Origin of the sequence: Bacillus sp. FSL K6-2839 (assembly GCF_038003365.1) — a bacterium.
GTDB lineage: Bacteria > Bacillota > Bacilli > Bacillales > Bacillaceae > Bacillus.
In genome coordinates, this window is sequence record NZ_JBBOOZ010000001.1 from 166,283 (window position 1) to 182,942 (window position 16,660).

Genomic DNA, 16,660 nt, shown 5'->3' on the forward strand with positions numbered 1-16,660 from the left:
AGAAAAACAGGATATCCACCATTAAAAAAGACCAGCCATTGAGCTAGTCTTTCAAAATAGAATCCGATCATAATGTCGAAATATCAATGACAAACCGATAACGCACATCACTTTTCAGCACACGTTCATACGCTTCATCAACTTGACTTGCGTTGATCACTTCAATTTGTGGTGCGATATTGTGAGCAGCTGCGAAATCGAGCATTTCTTGTGTTTCTTGTATGCCTCCAACGAGTGAACCGGCAATGCTGCGGCGGCCAGTAATCAATGAAAAGACGTGGAATTGATCTGGCTCAGGTGGTGCACCGACGTTCACCAAGGTTCCATCCACACGAAGTAGGGACAAATAGGCGTCTATATTGATATTGACAGAAACTGTGTTGAGAATGAGGTCATACTGACCGGCTAGTGACTGAAAGGTATGAGGATCACTTGTAGCAAAATAATCTTTTGCACCAAATGACAGCGCCTCTTCTTTTTTATTCAAAGAGCGGCTCAATACCGTGACTTCAGCGCCAAGTGCACGTGCGAATTGAATGGCCACGTGACCGAGTCCGCCCATCCCGACGATGGCAACTTTTTTACCTGGCCCTGCTTTCCAGTGCTTTAACGGTGAATAAGTTGTGATTCCAGCGCAGAGAAGAGGACTTGCGGCATCAAGGGATAGTTGATCTGGAATGCTGACGACAAAGCGCTCTGTCACGACAATCTTCTGACTATAGCCGCCGTAAGTCGGTTCCCCGTCATAATCGAGGTTATTATAGGTTTGGACGACCCCTTTCGTGCAATATTGCTCGTCTCCATTTTGGCAATATTCACAGGTGCCGCAGGAATCAACAAAGCAGCCAACACCTACACGGTCTCCGATCTGAAATTTCGTCACATCATCACCAACAGCGGCAACGACTCCAGTGATCTCATGACCCGGAACCATTGGGAAAATACCGCCGCCCCATTCATCAAAGGCACTGTGGATATCTGAATGACATATCCCGCTAAATTGAATATCGATTAAAATATCATGTGGACGAAGCGCTCTTCGTTCAATGGTTGTCCGTTCAAAGCTCGCTTTTGCATGTGAAACACTTAAAACGTTTGAATGGTGCGTCTGACACATTCTTGATCATCCTTTCAAAAGTAAGATTCTTTACTTCTATACTGTACGTCTTAAAGTGAACTCTAAGTCAATAGAGAACCCTCTTCAAGCTTTTCAACATCCTTAAATAAAGAATTGAGCCAAAAGCATCTTGCGTTCTCTATCAAATTGGAGATGATGGGAAGAAGGAATTTCATTTTTCATAAGGTGAGAGAAGAAGAGAAGGGTGAAAACAATGAAAATAGCACAAGCCGCCAAGCAGCTCGATTTATCTACTGCCACGCTCAGATACTACGAGAATATTGGTTTAATTCGACCGATCCGGCGTGATGAAAACGGTGTTCGTGATTATGCAGAAGAAGATATTCAGTGGATTGAATTTATCAAATGTATGAGAAATGCGGGTCTCTCAATTGATGCACTTAGAGAATATACGGCTTTATTTATCGAGGGCGAGGATCGTACCCTGTCCTCGCGGAAAAGTATTTTGGTCAATGAGAGAGAAAGACTTGTAGAAAAACAAAAGGAAATCGAAGAGACGATTAAGCGGTTAGATTACAAGATAGAAAGTTATGAAGATATTATCCACAGCTATGAACAAAAGCTGGTTCATCAACTAAAAACCAGCTCAATTTAAATGAAGAAAAACCTGTGACTTTTCACAGGTTTTGTGATGTGGTTATCTTTTTGTGTAACGCACCCAGTTATAATGTGCGTGGAGCGGTGTAACACCGTTATAGGAGCCGAGCCATTCATCGACACCTGCACCATTCCAGAGGTTCATCATAATCTTTCCTGGAGTTTGAGGGATTTGAGTAGTGGCAGTATGTTTTAATTGTCCATCTACATACCATTTAATCGAGTTAGGCTGCCAGTCAAATGCATACGTGTGATAAGAGTTTGCTGCATCAAAACCAAGGTTGACGATTTTTTCATGATTTCCTACACCATTGGTATAGTAGTTAAACTGAACCTTTGTCGTATCTTTTCCTAGAAATTCGATATCAATTTCATCCCAAGGCGTACCATCAGTCGGTCCCGTATAAGTAAAGAACGAAGACACGATCCCTACATTTTTGGCTGGTTTCATGCTGACTTCATAAAGCCCGTAGCCATATGTTTGAGTGGAGCGGTTTTCTCCGCAGTCAAACTTATTATAGGAGGGACTTGTGAGCGATAATCGCATTTCACCTAATGACGTCATGGAGACATTATTTGCACGCCACGTACAGTTAAACATGTTTCCATTCGAGTACCCATCGGCTTTTTGCCATAACCCCGTATTATAGTTGTTAAAAGGCTCGTAAAACGACCCGCCTGTTTGTGCCGAGGCACCCGCAGTAAATGTGGACAAACTCAAGACTAATCCAGTGACAAGCAGCATCAACATTCGTTTCACACGGTAAGACATATAGGCATTCCCCTCTCCTTTTTTGAAAGCGTTTTCTTAATTGATCATACATGATTCTCTCAAAATGGAAAATCGGTCTAATATATGATATTAAAGAGGATTTTTTGCTAGATTCTTCTCTTATTTCATAGGAAGTTACTAAAGAAAATGGTATAAACAGCAAAAGGTCATCAAAAACTCATTCGTTAAAATTGAGTTTTTGATATTTTTCATGCCATTTAATAAAGAATGATTGACAAAGCGGACAGTTGTCCGTAAGATAATATCGGGACAATTGTCCTAATGAGAATCAAAAGAGATGAGATTTAACACATAGAGATAAGTGCAATATGGATGAAGGTAAAGAAGGTGAGGCATCATGGAAAAGGATATTGGAAAGGAAATTGAAGAGGTCGCTTTTTCTTTGTTTCAGGAATTTGGCGTGGAAAATGTCAGCATGCATAAAATTGCCAAAACAGCTGGTGTTGGGCAGGGCACTCTTTACCGCCGCTATGCCAATAAAAGTGATTTATGCCTTTCTATCCTTGGAGAAAGATTTGAACAGCTGATCCCTGCTTTGCATCTTTACTTGAGCAAAATCAGTGACCAGCCGGTTCGTGAACGTTTGCGTTATGTGCTCGAAGAAATTCATCTCATCGTCGGTCATCACTTAGACTGGATTCGGATGCTTACAATCTCTGGGAATTTAGAACAGACAAGTAAAGTGTATGATTGTCATTACAGTCAATCGCTTAAACAAATCATTCGTGATTTGCTGGAGGAAGCAGAAGAAAAAGGGGAAGCGAACATACAGGATATTGAGCTGACGACATTATGTATGTCCTCTCCGATGACGCCTGAACTGATGTTTTATATTTGTGAATCTGGTTATTCAATCGAAAAAATCGCTCAATTCGCTGCAGAGAAACAGATTTTATCTGTTTTCAATAGACATTGAAGTGGCTCATTTCTGACCAGCCTGACTTCCTATGATTGATCTAAATTGAAAAAGAAAAGGAGCCAACCTACTATGAACAAACAGCAAGCAGCAGCTTCTCATATTCGAACGCTGCCCATTATTATCTCATTTATTACAGCTGGTTTTATTGGCCTGTTCAGTGAAACGGCACTAAATATGGCGCTGAGAAGCTTAACGTTAGACTTTGGTATTGAAGCAACGACAGCTCAGTGGCTGACAACAGGATATTTATTAACACTTGGTATTCTCGTACCAATTTCAGGACTCATTCTTCAATGGTTTACAACAAGACAGCTTTTCATTACGTCGCTCATCTTTTCGATCATTGGAACATTTATTGCAGCGGTTGCGCCAGTCTTTAGTATTTTAATGGTGGCACGTGTCGTGCAGGCAGTCGGTACAGCATTGCTTCTTCCATTGATGTTCAATACGATTTTGGTGATCATCCCGCCTCATAAACGAGGCAGATCAATGGGGATTATAGGTCTTGTGATCATGTTTGCACCAGCTGTTGGTCCAACAGTCTCTGGTCTTATTTTGAAATCGCTGACTTGGCATTGGATTTTCTGGATTTCACTTCCGTTATTAATAGCTGCACTCGTCTTTGGTTTTATCTTTATGCAAAATATTACGGAGCCAACAAGACCAAAAATCGACATTTTATCGATTGTGCTTTCAACCATTGGTTTCGGAGGAATTGTGTATGGCTTTAGCAGTGCCGGTGAAGGCGGCGGCTGGAGCAGTATGCATGTTATCGTTGCAATTGTAGTAGGTGTCATTGGGATTCTTGTATTCTCTCTCAGACAGTTGAATATGAAGGAACCGATGCTGAACTTAAGCCCGTTTAAATATCCGATGTTTGTCATTGGGTTACTGCTGATCTTAGTGTGTATGATGGTGATGCTGTCTGCTATGATGATTTTGCCATTGTATCTGCAAACATCCTTGGCACTAACGACATTTACAGCAGGTTTAATGCTATTGCCTGGTGGAATTATCAACGGTCTGTTATCTCCAATCATGGGTGGGCTATTTGATAAGTTTGGACCAAAATGGCTTGTGATTCCAGGGCTTGTCATTGTCGCAGCGACGATGTTTGGCTTCACGAATTTAAGTGTGAATACATCGATTGGATACATTGTGACCCTTCATATTACGTTAATGGTCGGAATCGCGATGATCATGATGCCTGCACAAACAAATGGATTAAATCAGCTGCCGCCAGAGCTATATCCGCATGGTACAGCGATTATGAATACATTGCAGCAGGTGTCAGGAGCTATTGGTACTGCGGTCGGTATTTCGATCCTTTCATCAGGGACCCGCAGCTTTATGGAAAATGTGGCTGATCCTGCAAATCCGATGAACCAGCTGCTCGCCTTTACAAATGGCGTCCAGCATGCATTTATCTTTGCTGTGATCATGACCGTCATTGGTTTGATCATCGCTTTCTTCATTAAACGAGTGAAAGTAGAACAGCAAGTTTCATAAAATAGATGAAAAGCACTGAGGACCTAGCGCCGCAGTGCTTTTTTATTTGCCCAATGCTTGTTTCAAAGAGAGCGAAAATGGGGAGATAGATAAAAAGTGAACCAATGAGAATGTGCTGCTGATTCAGTAGAAGGAAAAGAGGAAAAAGGAACGAATGAGGTTAGAAGAAATGAATAAGATAGGAGACTGAGATCATGAACTTAGAAGAACAAATCAAAATCGCTGCGTCATTACGTCAACCAGCTGAAGGTTCATTACCGAGTCAATCGGAACTAAAACCAGTCCATCCTCCTGAAGTAAACAAAATGGAATATGACATTCCAACAAGTGCTGGCGAAACAAAGGTATGGGTATTTAAGCCGGTCAACACATCAAAGCAGCCGCTTCCTGTTTTTGTGAATTTACATGGCGGAGGATTTATCCTAGGCAGTGCTGAAATGGATAACCATTGGTGTCCGGTCATTGCAGACCGAGCGCAATGTATCGTCGTCAATGTGGAGTATCAGCTTGCCCCAGAGCACCCTTTCCCGGCCGCCCTTCATGAATGCTACGATGTGCTGAAGTGGCTGTATGAACATCCTGATGAGCTTCAAATAGATCCCAAAGCAATAGCCATTGGCGGACATAGCGCAGGAGGAAACTTGGCAACGGCTGCTTGTCTCTTAAATATTCAAAAAGGGCACCAACTTCCTATTGTCTATCAAGTGCTTGATTATCCGCCGCTTGATTTAGCCACTGATCCAGCACAAAAGCCAGCGTTTGAAGAAGCGATCCCAGTTGAAATGGCGAGACTCTTTAATGCCTTCTATCTGCAAGACCAAGATCCGCACAATCCGCTCGTTTCTCCGATCTTTGCTGATCGTTCATCCTTGGCACAAATGCCACCAGCTCTCGTTATCACAGCTGAAAGAGATTCGCTAGCTCAAGAAGCCGAACAATATGCGGAGAAGTTAAAAGAAGCAGGGGTAGACGTCACGTACAGACAGTTTAAAGGAGTCCCTCACGCCTTCACGCATGCCGGAGATTTAGCAATAGCTGAAGAGGCTTGGCATCTGATGAGTGATCAATTGAAGAAGGCATTTGAATAAGAAAGGAACAGTGATGTTAAAGCACAGAGCCCAGCGGGACTGTGCTTTTATTGTTGCTTGAGAAAGAAGTGGGTTACAAAAGATCAGATATCTGCCTTCATTGTCGATATAATAGAAAGAATAGAAGACGACTTAAAAAAGGAGCGAATCTAATGGAAAAAGAGAAACTACAGGCATTTTGTCTTTCTTTAAAAGGAGTAACCCATGATTATCAGCCAGAATGGCAGGCAGATCGTTATCATATTGGTGGAAAGATGTTTGCTATGATGGGCGGAGATGCGAATCGAAAACCTGTCATCACTTTAAAATGTGACCCTCAACGTGCTGAAGAACTAAGAGAGGCGCATGAGGGGATTATTCCGGGCTATTATATGAATAAGACTCATTGGAATTCGATTTACCTTGATGCGGACATTCCATCTTCATTTGTAGAGGAGTTAATCGAACATTCCTACCAATTGGTTTTTCACAAATTAACAAAAAAATCTCAACATGACATCCTCCAACATGATGAATGAAGTGAGACAAGTTAATAAACCCTGTGATTCTCTTCAAAATTGACTAGAGCGAAGTGCTGTCGTTATAATTTAACCAGTTAGAAGACGTTAATAGGGGGATATAAATGAGCTATACAGTCATTACAGGAGCAAGTTCAGGTATTGGGTATGAGGCGGCGCTAGCCTTTGCAGCACGAGGCAAAAACCTTATTTTAGCAGCACGCCGGCTCGAGAAACTTCAAGAACTGAAGAAAGAGATTCTTGATCAATATCCCGATATCAAAGTAAACATACAGTCTGTCGATTTAACCGACATGGAGCAAGTGTATTCATTTTATGAATCGTTGGCTGAATATGAGCTTGACACCTTCATTAATAATGCAGGGTTCGGCCATTTTGGTTCAATAGGAGAACAGGATGTAAGAAAAATTGGAGATATGCTTCATCTGAATATCGAAGCCTTAACGATTTTATCCACTTTATTTGTTCGTGATTATGAGCAAGTAGAAGGGGCGCAGCTGATCAACATTTCTTCAAGAGCGGGCTATACAGTCGTCGGCAATGCCGTCACCTATTCAGCCACGAAGTTTTACGTGAGCGCCTTTACAGAAGGACTGGCACTAGAGTTGAAAGAAAAAGGAGCTAACTTACAGGCAAAAGTATTAGCGCCTTCCGCGACAGAATCAGAATTTGCAAAGCGTTCATTAGATGTAGACCAATTTGAATATGAAGGCAATATCAAGAAATATCATACATCAAATGAAATGGCAGCTTGTCTGCTCGAGCTTTATGATCATGAAAAACCAGTCGGTATTGTTGACGGCAAGACATTTGACTTTGAATTGAAAGACCCGATTTTTTCACATGCTGGTCCAAGTATGAAATAGAAATGACACATCACTGAGGGCAGATTTCCTCGGTGATTTTTTTATGGCATGATTGACTGTGTGGTAACCACATGGTTTAGAATGTGTACACAAGGAGGGAATCTAGTGACGTATGTAACAAGTGGAGAAGTATGTAAGCTATTGAACATCACAAAGTATACGCTCGTCATTATATAGAACAGGAACTCGTCCGCCCTGCGAAATCCGCTCAAACTCAAAATGGATAACAATTATTTGATGAAAAAAACACCTTCACATTAGGTGTTTTTTTCATATGTTCTTTGATAAAGCAAAGAATCAAAGATCCAGTAGATGAGACTGCTCATGATGACGATAGGCACAGATGCCGAGCTCCCAATACCATCAATGACAAAAAGCATGACAACCATTGCAATCAGTAAATAAGCGGCTAAATAAAGAGGATGGAAAGCCTTTGGCTGCAAAGAAAACAACAACTGCAAAGGAACCGCAAAAACGAAATAATAAACAAAAAAGATGGGAATGTAAAATACCAGGAACGCAGGCTCTCCCTGAATCGGTGGATAGAAGCATACGAACAGACTGAGTAAAATCGAACTAAGAAATAGTGTTATTAGGATTTTGTGAAATGATTGAAGCATTTGCAATACGTATACTCCTTTTTTGTAAAATTTACTATATTTTATCATAAATTGATGATCTAGTATTGTTTACTTTTATTGATTGAACAATCTCAATATCTCCTTTTTTAAAAGTAAAGTTAGGTATTTAGATGTAAAGAAGTAATTGTGATAATATCTTTTTTCCTTTATTTGGTTCTGTATCTTTCGCCTCATGCCGATGAATGAAGGAATGGTATAAAGTAAACCCTATAGAAAGAGATCTAGCTTTGAATCCATCACATTTAAGAAGAGAGATGATCGAATGAACGTAACAAAATGGTTAGGTGCTGTCCTTCTTTCTGCTTTATTACTGTCGACAGCAGCTTGTGCCAATACAAGTACCCAAGAGAAAAATCAAAGCGAAAAAGAAAGCGCAACTAATGAATCAAAGGACAAAACGACAGCCGTAGAAACAGGGAATAAGTCCTTATCTAATATTAAGGTATTAGCGACAGGTGGGACGATTGCTGGCAGTTCGGACAGTGATACAGATACGACAGGATATAAATCCGGTTCACTTGGCATCGATAAAGTCATTGCTTCAGTTCCTCAGCTAAAGGATATTGCAAACGTTACCGGTGAGCAGGTAGCGAATGTTGGCAGTGAAAATGTTGATAATGCCCTTCTTTTAAAATTAGCCAAACGAGTGAATCAACTCTTAAATGATGATCAGGTGGATGGCATAGTCATCACGCATGGAACAGACACACTTGAAGAAACAGCTTACTTTCTACATCTGGTTGTCAAAAGTGATAAGCCAGTTGTGGTCGTTGGCTCAATGAGACCAGCGTCTGCTATCAGTGCGGACGGTCCGCTGAACTTGTATCATGCTGTCAAAATTGCCTCTATAAAAGAAGCAAAGGGCAAAGGTGTCATGGTCACGTTAAATGACCGAATTGCCTCAGCTCGATTTATTACAAAGACAAACACGACCACAACCGATTCCTTCAAATCACTTGAGCAAGGCTACATTGGAGAAATTGCTGGTGAAGTGGTTTCCTTCTATAACGAAACGACAAGAAAACATACAACTGATAGTGAATTTGATGTATCGAAAATAAAAGAATTGCCACAAGTCGATATTTTATATGGCTATCAAAATGATCAAAAATATGTGTATGATGCAGCTGTAAAAGCAGGAGCGAAAGGCATTGTCGTTGCCGCAGCAGGAAATGGAACGATGTCAACAGAAGCCATCAAAGGGGCAACAGATGCAGTGAAGAAAGATGTGGTCCTCGTGAGATCAAGCCGTGCGGGAAATGGAATTGTGACCCACGAAAAAATGGATGATGAACATCACTTTGTGTCATCGGATTCATTAAATCCACAAAAAGCGCGCATTCTGCTTATGCTCGCTCTAACGAAGACAAAAGATCCAGATAAAGTACAGACATATTATGAAAAATATTAATGAAGAAAGGGACCCGAAGCTTCGGGTCTTTTTTTATGCATGTTCCTGATGATACTTTTCAGCACGTGTTTTTAAAGAGAGTAAAATATCTCGCCATATATCGTCTACATCTGTAAGAAAATGTCCCGCTTGATCTATATAATAGGTTTTGACGTTTGGAATACTAGGAGCCATTTTTTCTATTTCTACAAATGGAGCCATCGTATCCTCTTTTCCATGCCATACATCAACAGGGATTTGTATATCTTTCATATCGAATGCCCATGGCTGCGAGAGCAAATATGGTTCATGAATACATTCATCCACCGATTGACGAGTGGCTTCGTGTAAATGCGTCATCATCATCTCGAGCTGCTCATCGGTTTGAAGGAATTGACGGTCCCATGGATGTAAATGTTTGTTCCCATTTTTGGCCAGCTTCTTAAATTTCTCTGGTTTTTTCTCAATCATTTTTTTCTGGGAACGATAGCTTGCTTTCAATAGCCAAGGGAACTTCTTACTGAGGAAAAAAGCCAATTTGTTCTCTTTGAGCATACTCTTAGGCGGTTTTCCGTCCTGAAATGGCGTTGTACTTGAGATCAGAGCGGCTGAAAGGACTCGATTCGGCAATTGATAAGCACAGCCAGCAGCGAATGCGCCGCCTCCAGATACACCCATCACTGAAAAATGGTGAATGCCTAGATGATCTGCTACTTCCAGCACGTCTTTTGCCCAGTCTAAAATCGTACGGTCAGGTTGAGGGGTAGATAAACCAAATCCAGGTCTGTCTAAACAGATGAGGCGAACACCGTGCTCTTTAGAGATTGGGTCATCTTCTAAAAACATGACTCTTGATCCAGGAGTTCCGTGAAAAAAGAATACTGGAAATCCTTCAAGATCACCGTATTCACACAAACCAATATGACGTCCATCTTGTAAATGAATCCTACCCATATTTTCATCCCCTTAATAGTTTATCTAACTTAAATGTTGGAGAAAAACACCGGATTAAGGCGCTTCTTTCGCAATCTGATAGATTTTTTCGTATAGAGATAATAATGTTTTTAAATCTTCTTTTGGAAGCTTTGCATAGTATTTTTGAATAAGGTGCAATTGAATTTCTTCCGTATTCTTGTGATAGTCATGACCCTTTTGAGCAAAATCAACAATGATTTCTCTTCGGTTATGTGGATTAATTTCTCGTTTGACATAGCCAAGCTGCTCAAGCTTTGAGACAAGCTGGCTAGCGGCACTTGCCGAAATTGAAAAGTAATCAGCTAGTTCGTTGATTGTTCTCGTTTTTGTCCGTAATAATTCAAGTGTCAGCTCTTGTTTGGCTGATAAATCTGCATACTCATGTTTTAAAAATCGTTGATACTCTTCTACATAGATAGAGCCTAGTGCATTCGAATATTCAATGATTTTTTTACCGTAATGAATGATTTCCTCATCCAATGACATCACCTCTATTCTATTATAGGCAATCCTTATTGTTAAGTGAAGTTAAATATTAAGAGATGTTAAATGATGAGTATTGTTTGTTTTCACATGATTCACTTCTTATGAATTCGATGACTTTTTCATTGTATTTTGAAAAAGATCCATTTATAATAAAAAAATAAACCAACTGGTCGGTTTTGATTTGTCCTTGCAAAGAAAAGCAAGGTAGAAGGGATTGTGAAAGATGACAAGTACACAAAGCGGGGCTGGAAAGAGCGAGAAGACGAAGCAAAAAATCGTCACCGCTTCTCGTGATTTATTTGCGAAAAAAGGATATTCAGAAACATCCGTGCGGGATATTCTAGAGGCTGCTGAGGTTAGTAAAGGCAATCTCTATCACCATTTTAAAGGAAAAGAGTTCTTGTTCCTTCATATCATGGAAGAGGATCACCGTTTGATGATGGAGACGTGGCATCAGGAGAAACAAACGATGCACCGGGCCATTGATAAGCTCGCCGGATTTGCAGAGCTGCTCAGTCAAATGGGGATTAACTACCCATTAATGAGAGCGAGTGAGGAATTCTGTGCAAGTGCCTTTACATCAGACGAGGTCATGGAACGGCTGAACAAGATTGATGCCGACTTTGATGATGTGATGAGAGACATCTTACTTGAAGGAAACGAAGATGGCAGCTGGTCAATTCAGCATGTGGAGTCAAAAGTGAAAATATTACTTTCCGTTTTTTACGGATTAGACGTGTTATATAAAAGTGACACCATCCAACAGAAGAAAGAGTTACAAAAAGAGGCGATCTCATTGTTTATTCACGGAATCAACCATCATGAGTAACAAGTGAGTCAGTAAAGGAGAAACAAACATCATGCAAAAACCGATTCGTGAGCAAAAAGCTGTACTCGTTATTTTATTAAGTAATATATTTATTGCGTTTTTAGGCATCGGCCTCATCATTCCTGTCATGCCGCTATTCATGAATGTGATGCATCTAACAGGAAGTACGATGGGATACCTTGTGGCGGCGTTTGCCGTGGCTCAGCTCATTGCTTCACCTATTGCAGGGAGATGGGTAGACCGCTACGGAAGAAAGATTATGATTGTGTCAGGGCTGTTTCTATTTGCGTTATCAGAACTCGTCTTCGGTCTTGGGACACACGTGTATGTGCTGTATTTTGCAAGGCTGCTAGGCGGCATTAGTGCGGCATTTATCATGCCGGCTGTCACTGCTTATGTCGCAGATATCACGACCGTTCAAGAAAGATCAAAGGCAATGGGCTATGTGTCAGCGGCCATTAGTACCGGTTTTATTATTGGCCCGGGCATTGGCGGATTTATCGCAGAATATGGCGTACGCCTGCCATTCTTCTTTGCAGCAGGGATTGCGTTTATTGCCGTCATTTCGTCTATGTTTATGCTGAAGGAGCCATTAACAAAAGAAGAGCGAGCGAAACAAATGGGTCAAGTGAAGGAATCTACTTTCTTTAAAGATTTGAAAAAATCGATTCATCCAAGCTATCTCATCGCCTTTATCATTGTGTTTGTCCTCGCTTTTGGACTATCTGCGTATGAAACAGTCTTTAGCTTGTTTACAAATCATAAGTTTGGATTTGGACCAAAAGATATTGCCGTCATCATTACCGTCAGCTCGATTGTGGCGGTCATCATCCAAGTACTTGTGTTTGGTAAACTGGTTAATGCCCTAGGGGAGAAAAGAGTCATTCAGCTATGCCTGATTGTCGGAGCGGTCCTTGCTTTCGTTTCGACAGTCGTTTCAGGCTTTTTGGTTGTACTGATTGTCACATGTGTCATTTTCCTTGCGTTTGATTTATTGCGACCAGCATTAACGACCTTCTTATCCAAAATCGCTGGAAACCAGCAAGGATTTGTCGCAGGGATGAACTCCACCTACACAAGCCTAGGTACGATTTTCGGCCCAGCACTTGGCGGCATTTTATTCGATCAAAATATACATTTCCCATTTCTATTCGCAGGTGTTGTCTTATTTCTTGGGTTAGGCTTAACCCTTATTTGGAAGGGGAAGGCAGAAGAGCCTGCGGCAGAATAATGAATGAAGAAGTAAGAGACCTTTCAAACGAGGTCTCTTTTTTTTAAGACTGCGGCTTCAAATGATTCAATGCTTCTGCCATTTTTTGATTTTGATGCTTTTTTGTAAAACAGAAAGGCGATGATATGACCAGTCAGTGTCAGAAAGGCAATGCCGATGAAATAACATAATCAATTGCAGTAAAGCAGTCGAATATAACGCGGCCGCCCCTAATTGAAAGGCTAAATTGATGGCGGTGGAGATGAGAATGTTGACAGGTGCAGGGATGGTAAAGTAGTTCCACAGTAAAGGGTAAAAAGAGTCACTGCATGCGCGCAGCTTTTTATTTATAATGGAAGGAAAGAACATGTTCGTGAAAGGAGGGAGCACTGTGCATCTCTTGGAGAAGCAAAGGTCACCATCGATGAAAGAAGGAATTCGCCAGATTGACCCGGCATATCCAGTGTTTGTAGATGCGGTCATGGATGGTTTCATACAAGGACAACTTTATGTAGATGATGTAGAGCACCCTCTTGTTTTTTTTCTTGAAGCTGCATGCGGCATTTATTATGTTGCAGGCAAGAGAGAAGCGGAGCTGTCACGCTGCTTGGCCTTCATTGTGAATGTTTACGAAAGACAGAGATGACAAAACGGCCGGTTTACCGTATTTTCAGCGAATCAATCAACAGATGTGATGATGAAAAAATGTCTTGGTTCACATCTGAATGAGATGGAAAGACATGCGTACGTTTTTCTGCAGGCACATTCTTATGTCCATGCGCCTCATCCGGGCTATAGAGTAGAGCGGACAAATGAACTGGTGATCAATGCAAGCAGGGTTTTTCCACCTAGCTATTACGAAGTCTATTGGGGGAAAGCGGCTTGCTTTCTATCAAAAGGAATCGGAGTTGCCATCTTAGATGGAGAGAACGTGGTGAGTGAATGTGTCTCCATTTTTTCAAGTGAAGATCGTGTGGAGATAGATATTTGGACAGAAGAAGCCTGCCGGGGGAAAGGTTTGGCGCAGCTGGCAGGTCAGCATATGATCAGGAGCTGTCTTGAAAATAAGAGGACACCGCATTGGGATTGACGATGTCCATCACCTAGCTTCGATCAAACTGGCAGAGAAGCTAGGCTTTCAGCGGACAAAAACCTATCGAGTGTTTTATGGCTCATGATGAGAAGGTTTTGAGATACCAAGCATCCATCGCAGAATGCTCAGAGCCATCAATCGGTTCAGAGAGAAGAGAAAAGCCATATCGCTGATAAAGGCCGGTGGCTGCAGTTAATTCCTGGCGGGTTTCTAAATAACATGCTTCGTAGTATGTAGAGGCATATTGCAGCGCCGTATCCATCAGTTTTTTGCCCGCACCTTTTCCTTGTGCCTTTGGACTTAAATAAAGCTTTTGTAATTCACAGATGTCGTTTGTAAATGGAGCAATGCCTACGCCGCCTACAATGTCACCATTCTCTTCAGCAATCCAATAGGCTGCATGAGTCAATGATTGATAGTATTCGAAAAGCTGGTCAAGGTGGGGATCAGTGTAGGCGGTTCCTTCAATCGCCAAATTCGCCGATTCTAGTGACTGGCGGATAATCGCTGCGATATACGGATTGTCTTTTTGCTCAATGGGTCTAATGTTCATTGGTAGTACCTCCATTGTTATAAGATAAAAAAGAGAATGGGAGTGAAATAACATGTTTTGGCTGCAAACCGCTATTTTTACAATCGTTGTATTGTGTCTCTCATGGTGGGCAGGGAAAAGACGCAGACACCGTCATGCGGGGCTAATCCTCCCTATATGCTTCATTCTATTTGGATTGGTTTTATTGATATCCAGTTTCTTCATTGGCAGATGGGAAGGCATGGCGCTTAGTATATCAAGCATCTCTATCGTTCTCTCTTCCATGATTTGTTTGATCATCGTCACAGCGATTCAATTTTTTAAAAAAGATGACCCTTCTTAAGCGGGGGCATCTCCACTGTTCATCTGATTGTATTCTTCACGAAGGATGCCCATGATGATCACATCTGAGTAGGTTCCATTGAAATAGAGTGCTTGGCGTCTTTTCCCTTCATATTGAAATCCGGCTTTCTCATAGCTTCTGAAGGCTCTTGGATTATGGGAAAAGACTTCGAGCTCAAGACGATTGAGTTCTAATGTATCAAAGGCGAATGCTTGAACCATCCGGACAGCTTCTGTACCATAGCCCTTTTGGAAATGTTCTGGTCCATGAAGCGCAATGCGGAAGCTTGCCGTATGATTAATTGGATCAATGTCCACAATCGCCGCATCCCCAATCATTTCTTTCGTGTCTAGCAGACAAATGGCGAAATCTCGTCTGCTGTCATCTTGTAAAAATCGGGTATAGGCTGAACGAATCTCTTCTAGTGTGAACGTTTTGCGTGTGCCAGTCATATAAAGAGTTTCTGCATGCTGGCATCCTCTTTGAATACCAGGATAATCCTGCTCTTCAATCGGTCTCAAAAATAAGCGGGTCATGACGGATCACCCTCCTCTATATATCGAGAAATTTCAATTAAATTCAGATCAGGATCACGGATATAAACAGATTCAATCGGACCTAATGTACCTGTGCGCCTGACTGGCCCTTCTTCAATAGGAACCACTTGCTTGCGAAGGTGCAGCAGCAGACTATCCATATCTAAATCGGTGATAAAGCACAAATCACTAGAGCCAGGAAGTGGGTGAGCCGCTGCCCGTTCAAATTCATGACCAGCTTCATGAAGGTTGATCTTCTGTAAACCAAAACGAAGCGCTTTACGGCCTTCTCCAAAGGTTTCTTCCTTCATTCCTAATACGTTTGTATAAAAGCGAATGGTGTCCTCCATATGTTGTACAGTCAACACGATATGATCAAGTCGTCGTATCATCAGTCTCTCCTCCAAGTATGATCATTGATTGAACTGATTTTATTATATCATTACCTGAAGAGGATACCTTATTGAATCACGGTTTTGAAGACATGAAAATGGAAGATGGCAAACCCATGTATCCTTTGTCTTTCCTTTCTGATACAATGGGGATAGAATATATGTTCTTATTTAGGGTAAGGAGTGATGGGATTGAGTCAGAAAAGGAAGCTGCTTTTTTATGGGGCGATGAGTATCGATGGCTATTTAGCGAGAGAGGATCACCGGCTCGATTGGCTAATAGGAACAGAGGGCGAGGAAGAAACGAGCTATGATGACTTTTATGCGTCAGTTGATACGCTGATCATGGGGCGAAATACATATGAGCAGGTTCTTCAGCTGTCACCAGATGAGTTTCCTTACGAAGGAAAGACTTGTTATATCATGTCACGAACTTTACAAGACAGTCTGAAAGGAACTCATATCATTCGAGAAGATATCTTATCATTTGTGAAAAAATTAAAAGATGTACCAGGTCAGCATATCTGGATTGTCGGCGGCGGGGAACTGCTTCAGTCTTTCATAAAAGCAGGATTGGTTGATGAGCTTTACCTTCAAATCGCACCTGTCATGATTGGGAGAGGCATTCCTCTGTTTTCCCCAGCGGATATGGAATCCAGGTTTTCATTAAAAGAAGTACAACAATACAAGCAGATAGCTGAAATGCATTTTGTCTTAAAAGAAGAGGATCACTGACCTGAGGTGGTCTTTTTTTTATGAAACAAACTCGTTGACAATAAAATATCCTAGTGTTAGGATAAATTTA

General features: G+C 41.4%; 21 protein-coding genes. 13 read left to right on the forward strand and 8 right to left on the reverse strand.

Annotated elements, in window-relative coordinates:
* Positions 1-67 precede the first annotated feature (67 nt).
* Positions 68-1,117, reverse strand: a complete 1,050-nt coding sequence (locus MHH26_RS00675; RefSeq protein ID WP_307499114.1) for an NAD(P)-dependent alcohol dehydrogenase — start codon at positions 1,115-1,117, stop codon at positions 68-70.
* 214 nt (positions 1,118-1,331) lie between these two features.
* On the opposite strand from MHH26_RS00675, the gene MHH26_RS00680 reads away from it, so the two are divergent.
* Complete coding sequence (locus MHH26_RS00680; protein ID WP_060595605.1) at positions 1,332-1,733, forward strand: MerR family transcriptional regulator; 402 nt, start codon at positions 1,332-1,334, stop codon at positions 1,731-1,733.
* A 42-nt stretch (positions 1,734-1,775) separates the two neighbouring features.
* Here MHH26_RS00680 and bglS read toward each other — a convergent pair whose 3' ends face one another.
* Positions 1,776-2,507 (reverse strand): beta-glucanase, encoded by a 732-nt coding sequence (gene bglS / locus MHH26_RS00685; RefSeq protein ID WP_066031276.1) that lies wholly within the window; start codon positions 2,505-2,507, stop codon positions 1,776-1,778.
* A 358-nt stretch (positions 2,508-2,865) separates the two neighbouring features.
* On the opposite strand from bglS, the gene MHH26_RS00690 reads away from it, so the two are divergent.
* The 5 genes from MHH26_RS00690 (at position 2,866) to MHH26_RS00710 (ending at position 7,428) form a co-directional block, all read left to right on the forward strand.
* Positions 2,866-3,444, forward strand: a complete 579-nt coding sequence (locus tag MHH26_RS00690; RefSeq protein WP_034666049.1) for a TetR/AcrR family transcriptional regulator — start codon at positions 2,866-2,868, stop codon at positions 3,442-3,444.
* Positions 3,445-3,516: 72 nt separating this feature from the next.
* On the forward strand, positions 3,517-4,956 hold the full coding sequence (locus MHH26_RS00695; RefSeq protein ID WP_034666046.1) for a DHA2 family efflux MFS transporter permease subunit: 1,440 nt from the start codon (positions 3,517-3,519) through the stop codon (positions 4,954-4,956).
* A 194-nt stretch (positions 4,957-5,150) separates the two neighbouring features.
* Complete coding sequence (locus tag MHH26_RS00700; protein ID WP_340971770.1) at positions 5,151-6,044, forward strand: alpha/beta hydrolase; 894 nt, start codon at positions 5,151-5,153, stop codon at positions 6,042-6,044.
* 152 nt (positions 6,045-6,196) lie between these two features.
* Entirely contained in the window at positions 6,197-6,562 is a 366-nt protein-coding gene (locus MHH26_RS00705) for an MmcQ/YjbR family DNA-binding protein (protein ID WP_106043511.1), read from the forward strand.
* A gap of 104 nt (positions 6,563-6,666) precedes the next feature.
* Positions 6,667-7,428, forward strand: a complete 762-nt coding sequence (locus MHH26_RS00710) for an SDR family NAD(P)-dependent oxidoreductase (protein ID WP_340971774.1) — start codon at positions 6,667-6,669, stop codon at positions 7,426-7,428.
* Positions 7,429-7,685: 257 nt separating this feature from the next.
* Here the strand turns inward: MHH26_RS00710 and MHH26_RS19185 are convergent, their stop codons facing one another.
* Positions 7,686-7,871, reverse strand: a complete 186-nt coding sequence (locus tag MHH26_RS19185; protein WP_370876205.1) for a hypothetical protein — start codon at positions 7,869-7,871, stop codon at positions 7,686-7,688.
* A 460-nt stretch (positions 7,872-8,331) separates the two neighbouring features.
* Here MHH26_RS19185 and MHH26_RS00720 point away from each other — a divergent pair, with 460 nt between their 5' ends.
* Positions 8,332-9,480, forward strand: coding sequence for a type II asparaginase (locus tag MHH26_RS00720; protein WP_034666034.1), 1,149 nt, complete (start codon positions 8,332-8,334; stop codon positions 9,478-9,480).
* A 33-nt stretch (positions 9,481-9,513) separates the two neighbouring features.
* Here MHH26_RS00720 and MHH26_RS00725 read toward each other — a convergent pair whose 3' ends face one another.
* Complete coding sequence (locus tag MHH26_RS00725) at positions 9,514-10,413, reverse strand: alpha/beta fold hydrolase (RefSeq protein ID WP_334750840.1); 900 nt, start codon at positions 10,411-10,413, stop codon at positions 9,514-9,516.
* A gap of 54 nt (positions 10,414-10,467) precedes the next feature.
* Positions 10,468-10,920, reverse strand: coding sequence for a MarR family winged helix-turn-helix transcriptional regulator (locus MHH26_RS00730; protein ID WP_034666030.1), 453 nt, complete (start codon positions 10,918-10,920; stop codon positions 10,468-10,470).
* 223 nt (positions 10,921-11,143) lie between these two features.
* On the opposite strand from MHH26_RS00730, the gene MHH26_RS00735 reads away from it, so the two are divergent.
* The 4 genes from MHH26_RS00735 to MHH26_RS00750 all read left to right on the forward strand — a co-directional run bounded on the left by MHH26_RS00735 (position 11,144) and on the right by MHH26_RS00750 (position 14,049).
* Positions 11,144-11,749 carry a TetR/AcrR family transcriptional regulator gene (locus MHH26_RS00735; RefSeq protein WP_060595616.1) on the forward strand — a complete coding sequence of 202 codons (606 nt, stop codon included), beginning with the start codon at positions 11,144-11,146 and terminating at the stop codon, positions 11,747-11,749.
* A gap of 31 nt (positions 11,750-11,780) precedes the next feature.
* Positions 11,781-12,980, forward strand: coding sequence for an MFS transporter (locus tag MHH26_RS00740; protein ID WP_060595617.1), 1,200 nt, complete (start codon positions 11,781-11,783; stop codon positions 12,978-12,980).
* A gap of 370 nt (positions 12,981-13,350) precedes the next feature.
* The gene (locus MHH26_RS00745) at positions 13,351-13,605 is read left to right on the forward strand and encodes a hypothetical protein (protein WP_340971786.1); all 255 of its coding nucleotides are present in this window, start codon (positions 13,351-13,353) and stop codon (positions 13,603-13,605) included.
* Positions 13,606-13,656: 51 nt separating this feature from the next.
* Positions 13,657-14,049, forward strand: coding sequence for a GNAT family N-acetyltransferase (locus MHH26_RS00750; RefSeq protein WP_340971789.1), 393 nt, complete (start codon positions 13,657-13,659; stop codon positions 14,047-14,049).
* A gap of 82 nt (positions 14,050-14,131) precedes the next feature.
* On the opposite strand, the gene MHH26_RS00755 is transcribed toward MHH26_RS00750, so the two are convergent.
* Positions 14,132-14,605 (reverse strand): GNAT family N-acetyltransferase, encoded by a 474-nt coding sequence (locus tag MHH26_RS00755; protein WP_034666017.1) that lies wholly within the window; start codon positions 14,603-14,605, stop codon positions 14,132-14,134.
* Between the two features lie 52 nt (positions 14,606-14,657).
* Between MHH26_RS00755 and MHH26_RS00760 the strand changes: the two genes are divergently transcribed.
* Positions 14,658-14,927: a YesK-like family protein gene (locus MHH26_RS00760; protein WP_060595619.1), complete on the forward strand. Its 270-nt coding sequence runs from the start codon at positions 14,658-14,660 to the stop codon at positions 14,925-14,927.
* Here the strand turns inward: MHH26_RS00760 and MHH26_RS00765 are convergent.
* Positions 14,924-15,463, reverse strand: coding sequence for a GNAT family N-acetyltransferase (locus tag MHH26_RS00765; RefSeq protein ID WP_034666010.1), 540 nt, complete (start codon positions 15,461-15,463; stop codon positions 14,924-14,926). The two genes, MHH26_RS00760 and MHH26_RS00765, sit on opposite strands and share 4 nt — an antisense overlap.
* Positions 15,460-15,855, reverse strand: coding sequence for a VOC family protein (locus MHH26_RS00770; RefSeq protein WP_034666005.1), 396 nt, complete (start codon positions 15,853-15,855; stop codon positions 15,460-15,462). Before MHH26_RS00770 ends, MHH26_RS00765 begins: the two co-directional genes overlap by 4 nt.
* A 192-nt stretch (positions 15,856-16,047) precedes the next feature.
* Between MHH26_RS00770 and MHH26_RS00775 the strand changes: the two genes are divergently transcribed.
* On the forward strand, positions 16,048-16,590 hold the full coding sequence (locus MHH26_RS00775) for a dihydrofolate reductase family protein (protein WP_052004395.1): 543 nt from the start codon (positions 16,048-16,050) through the stop codon (positions 16,588-16,590).
* Positions 16,591-16,660: the final 70 nt, after the last annotated feature.

Coding starts and splice junctions, on each gene's coding strand:
- MHH26_RS00675 (WP_307499114.1), bottom strand. CDS start 1,117: ATGTGTCAGACGCACCATTCAAACGTTTTAAGTGTTTCACATGCAAAA.
- MHH26_RS00680 (WP_060595605.1), top strand. CDS start 1,332: ATGAAAATAGCACAAGCCGCCAAGCAGCTCGATTTATCTACTGCCACG.
- bglS (WP_066031276.1), bottom strand. CDS start 2,507: ATGTCTTACCGTGTGAAACGAATGTTGATGCTGCTTGTCACTGGATTA.
- MHH26_RS00690 (WP_034666049.1), top strand. CDS start 2,866: ATGGAAAAGGATATTGGAAAGGAAATTGAAGAGGTCGCTTTTTCTTTG.
- MHH26_RS00695 (WP_034666046.1), top strand. CDS start 3,517: ATGAACAAACAGCAAGCAGCAGCTTCTCATATTCGAACGCTGCCCATT.
- MHH26_RS00700 (WP_340971770.1), top strand. CDS start 5,151: ATGAACTTAGAAGAACAAATCAAAATCGCTGCGTCATTACGTCAACCA.
- MHH26_RS00705 (WP_106043511.1), top strand. CDS start 6,197: ATGGAAAAAGAGAAACTACAGGCATTTTGTCTTTCTTTAAAAGGAGTA.
- MHH26_RS00710 (WP_340971774.1), top strand. CDS start 6,667: ATGAGCTATACAGTCATTACAGGAGCAAGTTCAGGTATTGGGTATGAG.
- MHH26_RS00720 (WP_034666034.1), top strand. CDS start 8,332: ATGAACGTAACAAAATGGTTAGGTGCTGTCCTTCTTTCTGCTTTATTA.
- MHH26_RS00725 (WP_334750840.1), bottom strand. CDS start 10,413: ATGGGTAGGATTCATTTACAAGATGGACGTCATATTGGTTTGTGTGAA.
- MHH26_RS00730 (WP_034666030.1), bottom strand. CDS start 10,920: ATGTCATTGGATGAGGAAATCATTCATTACGGTAAAAAAATCATTGAA.
- MHH26_RS00735 (WP_060595616.1), top strand. CDS start 11,144: ATGACAAGTACACAAAGCGGGGCTGGAAAGAGCGAGAAGACGAAGCAA.
- MHH26_RS00740 (WP_060595617.1), top strand. CDS start 11,781: ATGCAAAAACCGATTCGTGAGCAAAAAGCTGTACTCGTTATTTTATTA.
- MHH26_RS00750 (WP_340971789.1), top strand. CDS start 13,657: ATGAAAAAATGTCTTGGTTCACATCTGAATGAGATGGAAAGACATGCG.
- MHH26_RS00755 (WP_034666017.1), bottom strand. CDS start 14,605: ATGAACATTAGACCCATTGAGCAAAAAGACAATCCGTATATCGCAGCG.
- MHH26_RS00760 (WP_060595619.1), top strand. CDS start 14,658: ATGTTTTGGCTGCAAACCGCTATTTTTACAATCGTTGTATTGTGTCTC.
- MHH26_RS00765 (WP_034666010.1), bottom strand. CDS start 15,463: ATGACCCGCTTATTTTTGAGACCGATTGAAGAGCAGGATTATCCTGGT.
- MHH26_RS00770 (WP_034666005.1), bottom strand. CDS start 15,855: ATGATACGACGACTTGATCATATCGTGTTGACTGTACAACATATGGAG.